13 protein-coding genes are annotated in these 12,543 nt (G+C 66.0%); 11 read left to right on the top strand and 2 right to left on the bottom strand.

Annotated elements, in window-relative coordinates; genetic code table 11:
* The first annotated feature begins 43 nt into the window (after positions 1–43).
* The 8 genes from HP445_RS19245 to HP445_RS17870 all read left to right on the top strand — a co-directional run bounded on the left by HP445_RS19245 (position 44) and on the right by HP445_RS17870 (position 6,126).
* Positions 44–1,552 (top strand): putative T7SS-secreted protein, encoded by a 1,509-nt coding sequence (locus HP445_RS19245; protein WP_128781152.1) that lies wholly within the window; start codon positions 44–46, stop codon positions 1,550–1,552.
* Between the two features lie 8 nt (positions 1,553–1,560).
* A complete protein-coding gene (locus HP445_RS17900) occupies positions 1,561–2,136 on the top strand; it encodes a hypothetical protein (protein WP_128781153.1) in 576 nt (191 codons plus the stop codon).
* Positions 2,093–2,731: a hypothetical protein gene (locus HP445_RS17895; RefSeq protein ID WP_128781154.1), complete on the top strand. Its 639-nt coding sequence runs from the start codon at positions 2,093–2,095 to the stop codon at positions 2,729–2,731. The genes HP445_RS17900 and HP445_RS17895 overlap by 44 nt, the downstream gene beginning before the upstream one ends.
* 104 nt (positions 2,732–2,835) lie before the next feature.
* Complete coding sequence (locus HP445_RS17890; RefSeq protein ID WP_164941231.1) at positions 2,836–3,567, top strand: PoNe immunity protein domain-containing protein; 732 nt, start codon at positions 2,836–2,838, stop codon at positions 3,565–3,567.
* A gap of 161 nt (positions 3,568–3,728) precedes the next feature.
* Positions 3,729–4,010, top strand: a complete 282-nt coding sequence (locus HP445_RS19325; RefSeq protein WP_128781156.1) for a YrhB domain-containing protein — start codon at positions 3,729–3,731, stop codon at positions 4,008–4,010.
* 344 nt (positions 4,011–4,354) lie between these two features.
* Positions 4,355–4,810, top strand: coding sequence for an SMI1/KNR4 family protein (locus tag HP445_RS17880; RefSeq protein WP_128781157.1), 456 nt, complete (start codon positions 4,355–4,357; stop codon positions 4,808–4,810).
* Positions 4,811–4,813: 3 nt separating this feature from the next.
* Positions 4,814–5,365: an RNA 2'-phosphotransferase gene (locus HP445_RS17875; protein WP_128781158.1), complete on the top strand. Its 552-nt coding sequence runs from the start codon at positions 4,814–4,816 to the stop codon at positions 5,363–5,365.
* Between the two features lie 194 nt (positions 5,366–5,559).
* Positions 5,560–6,126: a PoNe immunity protein domain-containing protein gene (locus HP445_RS17870; protein ID WP_338142455.1), complete on the top strand. Its 567-nt coding sequence runs from the start codon at positions 5,560–5,562 to the stop codon at positions 6,124–6,126.
* Positions 6,127–6,432: 306 nt separating this feature from the next.
* Here HP445_RS17870 and HP445_RS17865 read toward each other — a convergent pair whose 3' ends face one another.
* Both HP445_RS17865 and HP445_RS17860 read right to left on the bottom strand, forming a co-directional pair.
* Positions 6,433–7,533, bottom strand: a complete 1,101-nt coding sequence (locus HP445_RS17865; protein WP_128781160.1) for a DUF1266 domain-containing protein — start codon at positions 7,531–7,533, stop codon at positions 6,433–6,435.
* Between the two features lie 23 nt (positions 7,534–7,556).
* Positions 7,557–8,819: a DNA recombination protein RmuC gene (locus tag HP445_RS17860; protein ID WP_111029583.1), complete on the bottom strand. Its 1,263-nt coding sequence runs from the start codon at positions 8,817–8,819 to the stop codon at positions 7,557–7,559.
* A gap of 190 nt (positions 8,820–9,009) precedes the next feature.
* Here HP445_RS17860 and iolC point away from each other — a divergent pair, with 190 nt between their 5' ends.
* From iolC to HP445_RS17845, 3 genes are read left to right on the top strand one after another with little or no spacing between them, the layout of a single operon-like run.
* Positions 9,010–10,050, top strand: a complete 1,041-nt coding sequence (gene iolC / locus HP445_RS17855; protein WP_128781161.1) for a 5-dehydro-2-deoxygluconokinase — start codon at positions 9,010–9,012, stop codon at positions 10,048–10,050.
* Positions 10,043–11,032, top strand: a complete 990-nt coding sequence (locus tag HP445_RS17850; RefSeq protein WP_035807563.1) for a class I fructose-bisphosphate aldolase — start codon at positions 10,043–10,045, stop codon at positions 11,030–11,032. Before iolC ends, HP445_RS17850 begins: the two co-directional genes overlap by 8 nt.
* Complete coding sequence (locus tag HP445_RS17845; RefSeq protein ID WP_027464521.1) at positions 11,029–12,540, top strand: CoA-acylating methylmalonate-semialdehyde dehydrogenase; 1,512 nt, start codon at positions 11,029–11,031, stop codon at positions 12,538–12,540. Before HP445_RS17850 ends, HP445_RS17845 begins: the two co-directional genes overlap by 4 nt.
* Positions 12,541–12,543: the final 3 nt, after the last annotated feature.

The following is a 12,543-nucleotide window of genomic DNA, read 5'->3' as shown; positions in this document are numbered from 1 at the left end:
GGCACTCGTCCCGGTCGCTGCCCCCTGATATGGTCACACTCGCGTGCTTGTGGACAACGGCGCGAGAGATCGGACCTGGGGAGGAATGATGGGGCGACCGTCGGGGTGGGACGTTGTCGATCAGGGTGATGACCCGGTCAAGGGGGATCCGTCGACGTTGCGGATGATGGCGCGGGAGTACCAGCGCATCTCCGACGCGGCCGCTGACGCCTCGACGCGGCTGAAGTCGGTGAAGGGCTCCGGGTGGCTGACCGACTGGGAGGGTGAGGCCGCGGATGTGTTCGTCGACGCGATCGAGGACACCCCGTCGGACCTGACCAAGCTCGTCGATTCGTACGAACTCGCCGCGACGGCGTTGTCGGGGTGGGCTGACACGGTCGATGACACCCAGTACCGGGCTGATGGTGCGTTGGCGGACGCGAAGGACGCCACCGGGGACCTCGCCGCAGCGCAGGACCGGTTGGCGGATGCGCAGTCGACGTTGTCGCACTACGAGTCGGCGTCGAAGGACCTGTCGAAGGTCGCGGACGAGTACCCGGCGGGTTCCGACGTGCCGGACGGGGTGGATGTTCCCTCGCCGGCGCAGTTGCGGGCAGCGTCCGACAACGCGTCCGTCGCGCAGGGGTCCGTGTCGTCGGCGCAGGGGGACATCTCGGCGGCGCAGTCGCGGATCGATGCAGCCAAGCGGCTCGTGGCGGATGCGAAGGGTGATTGGCAGGACGCGGAGCAGCGGACCGCGACGAAGATCGGTGAAGCTGCAGACGCGGGCCTCGGGAAGCAGTCCACGTGGGACAAGATCTTCGGGTCCGAGGCGTGGGAGACCATCGTGTCGGTGGCGAAGGTCGTCGTCGCGGTGGGTGGGATCATCGCGATGATCATCCCGGGGCCGTGGACGTTGATCATCGCGGCGATCGCGCTCGTGGTGTTGGCGGACACGTTGTACAAGATGAGCAAGGGCGAAGCCGACGGGTGGGACCTCGCGTTCTCCCTGCTCGACTGCGTCCCCGGTGCTGGTGTCCTGGGACGGGCAGCGGGCATCGCTCGATCCGTGAGTAAGGCAGCGTCAGCCGAGCGTCTTGTGGGAACTGCCGCGAACGGTGCGGCCAACCTCAGGAACGGATCAGAGGTCGTCGCCGGGATCACGAAGGTCGTCGTCGACGGCAGGCGGTCGGCGGTGCAAGGTGTCGAGATGACATTGAAGTACAAGAAGACGTGGGGCGCTGGCCGCCGGGCGGCCGCTGATCAGAAGGTTGCGCAACTCGATGACCTCGCTCGCAAGGGTGAACTCCGTTACACGGAGGTTTCGGAGGCCGACCGGAAATTCCGCGTGCGAGACGCATTGAAGAAGCACACTGGTCTTGACCCGAAGGGCATGGATGCTGACCACGTTCAAGACCTTCAGCTCGGCGGACAGAACATTGTGTCGAACTTCCAATGGCTTGATCGGAGTGTCAACAGATCGATCGGCTCTCAGGTCCGGCATGAGGTCGAGCGGCTACAGTTGGATCCAGGTGATCTCGTTCATCGCGTAACTATATCTATGCGGAAGTAGAACTCTCTTTGATCGATGTCAAGACGCTGCGTGAGGCAGTAGAACCTTCCTCCCTGAACATTACAAAGCCCGTGCGAGCGGAGCTGGACAAAGTTAAGAAGATCAGGTCGTTCGGTACCGACCCCGGAGGCGCTGCGCTGCTTCGTGGTTCGGCGCTGCTGGCGATATATGGTGATAAGAGCCGTAATATGCTACTCGCGCGATCGTTGCAAGTACCTGATTCAACGCTTCCGCACATCCAGAGAACCCGGCAGCGAGCCGCGTACGCGACGGCGTTTTACGCGTCCTATCGAGATTCGGTCGCGCCGTCGGTCGCGCAGCGGACCTTCGGATGGACGGTCAAATCACCCCTGCTCGAGGGGAAGGCTCTTCGCCATCACATCGACAGGTCGCCCGAGGAACGGGAGATGGATGAATTCATGCCGGTTTCCGGGCATTTGGACCTGTACTCGGTTGACCTGACCATCTTGTCCACCATGTGGCTTTTCGGGGGATCGGACGCTTGGCCGATCCCACGCATAGAGGATGAGTGGGAGCGTAATGCTTCTGCTATTCGTGAACTCCCGGGGTATTCAATTGACTGAACTTCAGCTCGACGAGAGCGTGGGTGGCGTCGGCGCTCGATATGTGCCCAGAAACTTTCCCCCTGTACTGGCTGACGCAAATTGGTGTGGTGCTTCTTTCAATCGCGGCCTCCTTCGCATTCATGATTCAGTGTCGGGGCCTGAAGCTGCCGAGTCTGTCGCGCTTGCATTTGCGGGCGAAGTGAGCTCATCAGTGGATGTGGTCGCTTTCGACTGGGCGGGCCGACAATTTGTAGTCGATGAAGGAGCGGGGGGCGTGGAAGGTCAGGCCCACGCCATTTATGGCGCCGACCCGGCGACCGGACTGATTGAGGAGGTTGCCGACATCGATGAATTCCTTCTTCTCCTTCAAGTGCCCGAGGTGACCGCTGTCCTTCAATCACAGCGTTTCGAGCAAGCGCTCATTTATCACGGCAGGGATTCGTTGCGCTTCGACGAGGTCGTCGCAGTGCGGAAGCCGATGTTCTTCGGGGGGGAGGACGTGCCGACTAACACGGAAATACAAGACGTGTCTGTGTATTGGGGTCTCAATGCCCAATTGATTCGAGAGGGAAAAGATGGAGGCGCCTTTAGGGGCTTCCGCGCATCAGAATGAGCTGGTCCACTCGCGCACGAGCACAACGAGGCGTCGACCGTGGACGAGGTGAAGCGGTTCCGCAAAACCGGAACATCATGACTCCACGCGACAGCCGAGTGAGTGTGGCCTACTGGACCGATGCGATAGAAGTCTTGACGCGCGGCATCGAGGGGTTTCGCCCGTTCAGTCATGTGTTCCGGGCCGACGACGTGCGAGCTGGGATTATCCGAACGACCGCGAACTTCGACAACGCGCTCTTTCTGTTGGGTGCGCGGTACTCGGCGGGCTTTCCGACGTCACTCCTCGCGGATGATCTCGAGTCGGTCGTCACTATCTGGGAGAACTGGAACCGCTACGCTGCCGTGCCCGACGGTGGCTTTCCGCTAGAAGCGCTGACGTTCAACGACAAGCCGCCGTACTACTACGCACTGTGGTTGGCGTCGGTGGCGCGGTGCATCGGCGTCAATTCGGCGTTGACGGATCGGTTGATCGAGATCGTTGCTACTGCTGGAGGCGCTGACCCAGTGCTCGGGACGCTGTTGGGGGTGGAACCGGTGCGGGACACCGTATGGCACAAGCGGCCGTTCCAGAACCTCGATACGGCCGCGACCGGGACGCCGGATCGCGCCATTTCTGCGCTGAACAGGTACGTGCAAGCCTGGCCGAAGAGCATCTCGTTCATCTGGTGGGCCCCAGCCCTGAAGGCAGTGCAGGGGGATAACTTTGAAACGTACTTCGGGTACTGGGCTTGGGAGGCGGCGGGGCTCGTCGTGGCGCGCGGGCTCGACGACTCCGTGTTGCGGTCGTCGCCGTACTATCCAGTCGGCTTCGTCGACGTCCAGCGGGACAGATGAGTTGCCTACCTTCTCGAGCGAGGACCTCGGGGAGGGGCCGCGGCTGATTCAAAGATATACCGGGCGGCCATCTTGAAGGCAGACGCTGCGCGCATCCGATCCGTCCGCGGGACAGGGGCGACTTCGATCAACTCTTCCTACTCGAGACACGGTGATGTTGCATGCGAACTCTCAAAGATGCTCAGGATGAATTTGCGAAGGAAGTGCGCGCTGATGAAGGCCTTATTTGGGATAGGGGATGGATCGAGACCAACGATTGGTGGATCGTTCTGTACAACAGCCGAGAATATTACGAGGCACAAAACCCCTTGTTTAGCCTAGCTGGAAATGGCCCCTTTGTTGTACCAAAAGACGGCAGTGCCTGTTTCACTCTTCAAACGTATGCATCGGTTGAATCACAAATAGAGGAACGGGGTCAGCGGGTCATCAGTCGGTCTCGGTGAAGCCAGTTCCGGCTCGAGCGGAGAAGAACGAGGTGACGGTCGAGGGTCGCACACGCAGAGTTCTTAGCTGGAACTCTTTGCGATTGCTCGGGGTTCCGTTGACCGTTGGTCGGGTAGCAGGGCAAGGCAGGAACTGATCAAGCGCCAATCTGAATTGATCCGACGATCTGCCAAGTCTCACACTGATTCTCCGGTGCAGGGGCCGAGCACACGAACCTCATCAACCGTTGACGGCAAAAGAGGTTGAACGCTTCACGAAGCGTGGCCACGCCGAGCCCAGAACGCTGGGGGCGCTGAGGTTCGGATGAAGTCGCAAGGCGCGAATTGGTTGAAAGCGAATCCAGATGGGTCTCACGACCCCCGAAGCTCACCGGAGGACCACAGTGGGGGAACATCGACTAACAACCGTCGAGGAACGGCAAGTCGAGGCGCGCTTGATTGCGCCCGAGGGATTTCAGTACCCCGAGCGCTTCCAACGCGCCCTTGCACAAGACCCGCTTCCCGACATCGATCCCTTCATGTGGACGTCTGAGTACGAGAACCAGACAACGAACTGGGTTGACATCGTTGGGGAGCAGTATCCGGCCCGTTCCCTCGTACCCTTCGCAAAGCACCAGGACACTGACGATGTGTTCTGCTTTGACGGTGGCGACCATTCGGGCGACCCTCCCGTGCTGATCATCCACACGTTCGCTTCGCCCGGGACGGAGTACCGGGGGCAGTGGACGTCCTTCGACGTCTGGTGGGAGGAGATGGAGGAGCATCGAGCAGCGTGGCTCGCGGATCAGGAAGAGGATTGAGACATGCCTCGTAGGGACACGTCGATCAGCAAGGCGATGTCGCACGCGTTGCGGCACGAACCGGGTGCGTACGGGCTGGAACTCGACGCCGACGGGAGCGTCCCGCTCGCAGACCTCGTGGACGCCTTGAAGCGGGCGGGCGTGGCAGCGTCCGAGGACGATGTTCACCGTGTGGTGGTCGAATCCGACAAGCAGCGCTTCGCCGTCGAAGGCGACCGGATCCGTGCCCAGTACGGGCACTCGACGGACGAGCGCATCGTGAAGCCGTCGATCGTTCCGCAACCGGCACTCTGGCATGCAACTTCCCCCGCTGCGGCTGAGGCGATCATGCGCGACGGGCTCTTGCCGATGGGGCGCCAGTACGCGCATCTGACGACCGATCGCGAGCTGGCTCTGCAGGCTGGGCGGCGCAAGTCCACCGCTCCCGTCCTGTTGCGAATCGATGCAGCTCGCGCCCACCTGGAGGGCGTGGAGTTCTCGGAGGGGCACGACCGGGTGACCCTGGCCTTGTTCGTTCCCGCGCAGTACATCTCGGCGGAAACCTCCCGATCCTGATGCCGCTGTTCCGACGGAATGCTGGGCTGCGCCAACGGGCGAGTGAGTTCAACGGTCGCTACTGGCGGAGTGCCATCCAAGTCACCTCAACCAACTGGGAGGGGCGCAGGGCAGCGGCGCACCGAGCAACGGATGCGGAGAAGCGACTGAGGGCGTTGCGCGGCGAATGGCACATGGGCCTCAAGCATCTGGTCGTGCAGTACTCCGCAGGTGTCAGCGTCGATGAGATCGGCGATGCAGCCGAGTCCGTCGCGGCCTCGTACCGTGTTTGGGTCACTTCCGCGCTCTCCCATGCCGGTCCTTCGCCCCGCCTCAGCGACGGGAACGAGTACTACATCAGCATCTTGCAACTTCTCGGGATCGCGACGGGCTGTGGTCGGGACGACAGCGCGCGGACGATACTCGAGTCCGTGATCAGGCAGGGCGCGGATCCGTTGTTCTCGGCTCTTGCTTCTGCACACCGGCTGGCCCTTCCCAGCGGATCCCCTGCGGCTTCGACGCCCAGGGTTGCGCGGCCTCTGCTGGCGGTTCTTCAACGGCCCGAAGAAGCGGACCGCACGATCCAGACCTATCTGACGGACTGGCCAACGCGTATGAAGTCGATGAGCTGGATGGGGTCCCTGGAACGGGTCAGACCCGGTGACTCGTACGGTCAAGGCTTCATCGGGTACTGGGCGATGGAACTGCCTGCGGTGGCCAGTGCCATCGATGCGCACCTCGATGACGTTGTGTCGCCCTTCCTCCCAGCGGATCTCTTGTGATGTTCGAGAGATCTCTGGTCGGGCAGCCCAGGTGGGGCAACGAGGCGAACGAGTGTCGACGGGGGCAATCGCGTGCGCTCCTCCCAGCGAAACTCTCGGTGAAGGCGCTCAGCTGGCGATCGAGCAGCGCCCGGTCGCTGCGAAGGCTCCTGGTCGCTACACGTACGCAGGTGGTTCAAGGTGATCGACGTCGAAGTGCTCCGCAGGCGGATCGCAGCGGAGTGGGACCGCAACGCCGAGGCCGTCCGCGCGCTCCCCGGGTACTCCGACGCATGAGCCGTCGCCCCGAGGAAGGTCCGGTCGCGGTCAGGAGACCGACGCGTCGTCCTCGTCCGCCCATAGCGGGTCGCTGACGGTCCGGGGCAGCAGCACCCCCGGCGACCCCGGCCACGGCAGCCGTGTGACCGGCCAGTTCGAGGCGAAGAGCTCACGCCGCCCGGCATCGAACTCCTGCACCGTCTTGAGCTCGTCGTAGACCAGGGCGTACGCGGCCCGCAGGTTGTCGAAGTAGTCGTCCCACGAGTCGAACAGGGTGAAGGCGACATCGGAGACCAGGTGGATCGACGACCACGCGTCGTCCTCGCTCAGGAGCCCGGCGGCGTACGCACCTCGGACGGCGGTGACCGCGTTCTTGACGTCCATCGACCAGAGCAGCTTCGGCGGGCGGTCCGCTCGGCGTTCGAGCAGGCTCGACCCTGCCCATGGGTCGGTGCCGAGCAGTGAGGACAGCCGGGTGAGGCGGGTCTCACCCTCGGCGGATCGGCTCAACGCGAGGAACTGCCACGACACGCTCTTCGGACCGAGCAGGTCGACGGCGAAGGCCTGTGCGTCCCGCCCGCTGGCGATCTTGTAGGTCTCGTCGAGTTCGCGGCGCAGGAACGTCAGCGGGGGCAGGGGGATGGTCACGAAGGGCGACGGCGTGGTGTCCTGCAGGTACTCGCCGCCGAGCTCCACCCGCGAACCGTACGGGGCGAGCGACGCCGGCCACCATCCGTCGTGGAAGTCGCCGAACGAGGCGAGGGCCAGCTGCTGCAGTCGGCGGACGGGCAGCTCGCGGGCGCCGGTGCGCTCCCGGTACCGCCGCTGTTCCCGCACCGGCAGCCCGATGTCACGGAGCGAGGTGATGAAGGTCAGCACGAACCACACGACGACGGCGATCAGGAAGCAGCGCCACACCGCGTGGATGCCGTACCCGAAGTGCGCCCGGACGTCGTACGGACCGGCTGTGGCGGCGACGAGGGCGACGAAGAACGCCACGATCGCGATCGCCATGGTGATCCACGCTGCGGCGCGGTCCCGTCGTCGCCCGGTCTGCTTCCGCGCCTTGGCGACCATCGCCCGGTGTCGCCAGCGTGGACGGACCGGGAACTCGCGGTCGCCGGGATGGTTCTGCAGTGCTTCCCCCATGACGATCGATCGTAGCGAGCGGCTCAGTCCTCGTCGACGGCGCCGACGAGCTCCGGCGCCGTGAGCAGCCGCGGCTCGTCCTCGATCGAGGACGGGTCCGCGATGACCTTCGACTCGTCGAGCAGCGACAGCCGACGGGCGCTCGGCAGCACCTGGCGTTCGAGGGACCCGACGAAGCGGTTGTAGTCGACGACCGAGCCCCGGATCGAGCGGCCGAGCTTGTCGACGTGCCCGGCCATCGTGGACAGCCGGCCGTAGAGCTCGCGGGACACCTTGAAGAGCTCGTGCGCCTCTTGCGAGACGACGTCCTGCTGCCACGAGAACGCCACGGTCTTGAGCACGGACCACAGGGTCACGGGTGAAGCGAGTGCGATGCGCTTGCGGAAGGCGTGGTCGAGCAGGCCGGGGTCGGCGGCGAGGGCGCTCGAGATGAGCGACTCGGACGGGATGAAGGCGACGGTGAGCTCGGGGGAGGCGTCGTAGCCGGTCCAGTACTCCCGTGCGGCAAGGGCGTCGACGTGCGCTCGGAGCGCCTTCACGTGCTGGGCGATGAGCTGGTCGCGTCGAGCTGCCTCGGCACCGGTGGCGGTCGCCGGGATCTCGGCGGCCTGCAGGTAGGCGCTGAACGGCACCTTGGCGTCGACGGCGATGGTCTTGCCGCCGGGCAGGTGCACGACCATGTCCGGCCGGGCGGAGCCGACGGCGGTGGTGACGGAGGACTGCACGTCGAAGTCGACGCGTTCGAGCAGCCCGGCGGCCTCGACCACGTTGCGCAGCTGCGTCTCGCCCCAGACGCCGCGCGTGCTGTTCGACGAGAGGGCGCTGGCCAGGGTGTCGGCCGTGGCGCGCAGGCGCTCTTCCGACTCGGCGGCCGACCGGAGCTGCGCCGACAGTGCGCCGTACTGCTCGCTCCGCGACTGCTCGAGCTCGGCGATCTTCGTGCGCATCACGTCGAGCGTCTGCGCCACGGGGCTGAGCGCGGAGAGCACCTTGGACTCGTTCTGGTTCCGTGCCGCGTCGACGCCGTGCATGCGCTGCACCAGGTGCTCGAGCTCGGCGGAGCGCCGCTCGAGCGAGTCGACCTGGCGACGGTACTGCGTGTCCTGGGCGTCGAGGCGTTCCTCGGCGTCGCGTCGGGCCGCCTCGAGCTGGCCGCGGAGCGCCTCGGCCGTCGCACGGGACGACGCGGCGTCGACGCCCGCGCGCGAGCGGGCGAGCGACCAGGCGACGACCGCACCGACGGCGATGCCGATCACGAGACCGATGACCAGGGCGAGGATCTGCATGTCGCGACCCTGGCAGAACCCACCGACACCGCGCCTCCCGGCACTCCGGCGCGCCCCGCAGAACCAGCGTGACCGGCGCCACGGGACCAACGCGACGGACCACGGAATCCATGTCATGACATTAGGGCAAACAGGGTGTACAGTCGTGATCGTCCGCCGATGAAGCCGCACGGAAGGTCCACCGCGTCGCATGACGAACCAAGCTCCCCACGCCTACGACGTGATCACGATGGGACGCGTCAGCGTCGACATCTACCCGCAGCAGACCGGCCCGCTCGAGGACGTCTCGACCTTCTCGAAGTCCGTCGGCGGCAGCGCCACGAACGTCGCCATCGCCGCTGCTCGACACGGCGCGGACGCCGCGGTCATCACCCGGACGGGCAACGACCCCTTCGGCCGGTACATCGCCCGCACGCTGCCCGAGTACGGGGTCGCGAACGCCTTCGTCGAGACGGTGGAGGGGCTGAACACCCCCGTCGCCTTCTGCGAAATCTTCCCGCCGGACGACTTCCCGCTCTACTTCTACCGGGCCCCGAAGGCGCCGGACCTGATGATCACGGCGAAGTCCCTGCCGCTGCACGAGATCGAGCGCGCGAGGATCTTCTGGACCACGGTGACCGGCCTCAGCGAGGAGCCGAGCCGACAGGCGCATCACGTCGCTTACGAAGCCCGGTCCGCCGCGCAGAACAGCACGAAGACCCACACCGTCTTGGACCTGGACTACCGGTCGATGTTCTGGTCGAGCCCCGAGGCTGCGACGCGCGAGGTCGCGATCGCCCTCGAGCACGCCACCGTCGCCGTCGGCAACCGCGAGGAGTGCGAGGTCGCGGTCGGTGAGACCGACCCGGTCCGCGCCGCCGACGCCCTGCTCGACCGCGGTGTCGAGATCGCGATCGTCAAGCAGGGGCCGAAGGGCGTGCTGGCGAAGACCCGCGACGAGTTCGTCGAGTTCCGTCCGCACCACATCGACGTCGTGAACGGGCTCGGCTCGGGCGACGGCTTCGGCGGCGCGCTGACCCACGGGCTGCTGCAGGGCTGGAGTCTCGAGCGGATCCTGGCGTTCTGCAACGCCGCCGGCGCGATCGTCGCGACGCGGTTCGAGTGCTCGACGGCGATGCCGACGAGCGACGAGATCGAGCAGTTCCTGACCGACAACCCGGCCGAGGGCACGACGCACACGGGTGCGACGCACACGGGTGAGACGCACACCGAGGAGAAGACCCATGCCTGAGCTCAGCCCCGCTGACTTCCAGCGCCTCCGCGACATCCGTGCCGGCCAGCCGGACCTGGTGCGTGCCACGCTCGACGCCCGTCGCAAGCGCTCCCTGCTCGCCGACGACGGCAAGCTCTTCATCGTCGCCGCCGACCACCCCGCACGCGGTGCGCTGGCGGTGCGCGACGACGAGTCCGCGATGGCGGACCGCTACGACCTGCTCGAGCGGCTCGTCACGGCCCTCGGCCGGCCGGGGGTCGACGGCGTGCTCGGCACCCCCGACATCCTCGAGGACCTCGCGCTGCTCGGCGCCCTCGACGGCAAGGTCGTCGTCGGGTCGATGAACCGCGGCGGACTCCGCGGCGCCACGTTCGAGATGGACGACCGGTACACGGCGTACTCGGCGCAGGCGATCAAGGACTCCGGGCTCGACTTCGCCAAGCTGCTGGTGCGCATCGCCCTGGAGGACTCGGGCACCGCGCCGACGCTCGAGGCCACGGCCCGCGCCGTCAGCGAGGCCGCGGCGCTCCAGCTGCCGATCATGCTCGAGCCGTTCATGTCCGAGTGGCGGGACGGCCGGGTCGTCAACGACCTGTCGGCCGACGCCGTGATCACCTCGATGGCGATCGCTGCCGGCCTCGGCGAGTCCAGCGCCTACAGCTGGCTCAAGATCCCCGTCGTCGACGACATGGAGCGCGTGATGGCCGCGACGACGCTGCCGACGCTGCTGCTCGGCGGTGACCCGGCTTCGCGCCCGCTGGAGACGTACGCCAAGTGGGCTGACGCCCTGGCCCTGCCCGGCGTCCGCGGCCTGGTCGTCGGACGCACCCTGCTCTACCCCTCGGACGGCGACGTCGCCGCCGCCGTGGACGTGGCCGCCGGTCTCGTCCACAGCCAGGAGGCCCGGGGCGGGTTCTCCACAGATGCCCACGACCCAGCCGCTCGGCTCGCGGGCGCCACCACCATGGACTCGTCCATCTCGGAAGGAAGCAACGCATGACGCTCACCGACACGACCACCACCACCGTCGGGCACTGGATCGACGGCAAGCGCGTCGAATCCGCGTCGGGCAACACCGCCCCCGTGTACGACCCGGCGCTCGGCGTCGCGACCAAGCAGGTCGCGCTGGCCGACGAGTCCGAGATCCAGGCGGCCATCGGCAGCGCCAAGGCGGCGTTCCCCGGCTGGAGCAACCTGTCACTGGCCAAGCGCCAGGCGATCCTGTTCTCGTTCCGCGAGATCCTGAACCGCGACAAGGCCGAGCTGGCCGAGATCATCACGAGCGAGCACGGCAAGGTCATCGACGACGCCCTGGGTGAGATCGCCCGTGGGCAAGAGGTCGTGGAGCTCGCCACCAACATCCCGAGCCTGATGAAGGGCGAGTTCTCCGACCAGGTCTCGACCGGGATCGACGTCTACTCGATCCGCCAGCCGCTCGGCGTCGTGGGCATCATCAGCCCCTTCAACTTCCCGGCGATGGTGCCGCTCTGGTTCCTGCCGATCGCGATCGCCGCGGGCAACACCGTCGTGCTGAAGCCGAGCGAGAAGGACCCGTCGGCCGCCATCTGGCTCGCCGAGAAGTTCAAGGAGGCCGGGCTGCCCGACGGCGTCTTCAACGTGCTCAACGGCGACAAGCTGTCCGTCGACGGCCTGCTCACCAGCGACGACGTCGAGTCGATCTCGTTCGTCGGCTCCACGCCCATCGCGCAGTACGTCTACGAGACCGGCACGAAGCACGGCAAGCGCGTGCAGGCCCTCGGCGGCGCGAAGAACCACATGCTCGTCCTGCCCGACGCCGACCTCGACCTGGTCGCCGACAACGCGATCAACGCCGGCTTCGGTTCGGCCGGTGAACGCTGCATGGCGATCTCGGTCGTCGTCGCCGTCGAGCCGGTGGCCGACGAGCTCATCCAGAAGATCAAGGACCGCGCGGCGACCCTGCGCATCGGCGACGGTCGTCGCGGGTGCGACATGGGCCCGCTCGTCACGAAGCAGCACCGTGACAAGGTCGCCTCGTACATCGAGGTCGCAGAGCAGGACGGTGCGGTGGTTGTGGTGGACGGCCGCACCGTCCGACCCGACGGCGACGAGAACGGCTTCTGGCTGGGCCCGACGCTGATCGACCAGGTGCCCACCACCAGCCGCGTCTACACCGAGGAGATCTTCGGTCCGGTGCTGAGCGTCGTGCGGGTCGCCACCTACGAAGAGGGCCTCGAACTCATCAACTCCGGCGCGTACGGCAACGGCACCGCCATCTTCACGAACGACGGTGGCGCCGCCCGACGGTTCCAGCGCGACGTGCAGGTCGGCATGATCGGCATCAACGTCCCGATCCCGGTGCCCGTCGCCTACTACTCGTTCGGCGGCTGGAAGAACTCGCTGTTCGGTGACCACAAGGCGTACGGGGCCGACGGCGTGAGCTTCTTCACCCGCCAGAAGGCGATCACGAGCCGCTGGCTCGACCCGTCGCACGGCGGCATCAACCTCGGCTTCCCGTCGAACAACTGACCC

Origin of the sequence: Curtobacterium flaccumfaciens (assembly GCF_013359815.1) — a bacterium.
Classification (GTDB): Bacteria; Actinomycetota; Actinomycetes; order Actinomycetales; family Microbacteriaceae; genus Curtobacterium; species Curtobacterium flaccumfaciens.
This window is presented reverse-complemented; position numbering and strand designations above follow the sequence as displayed.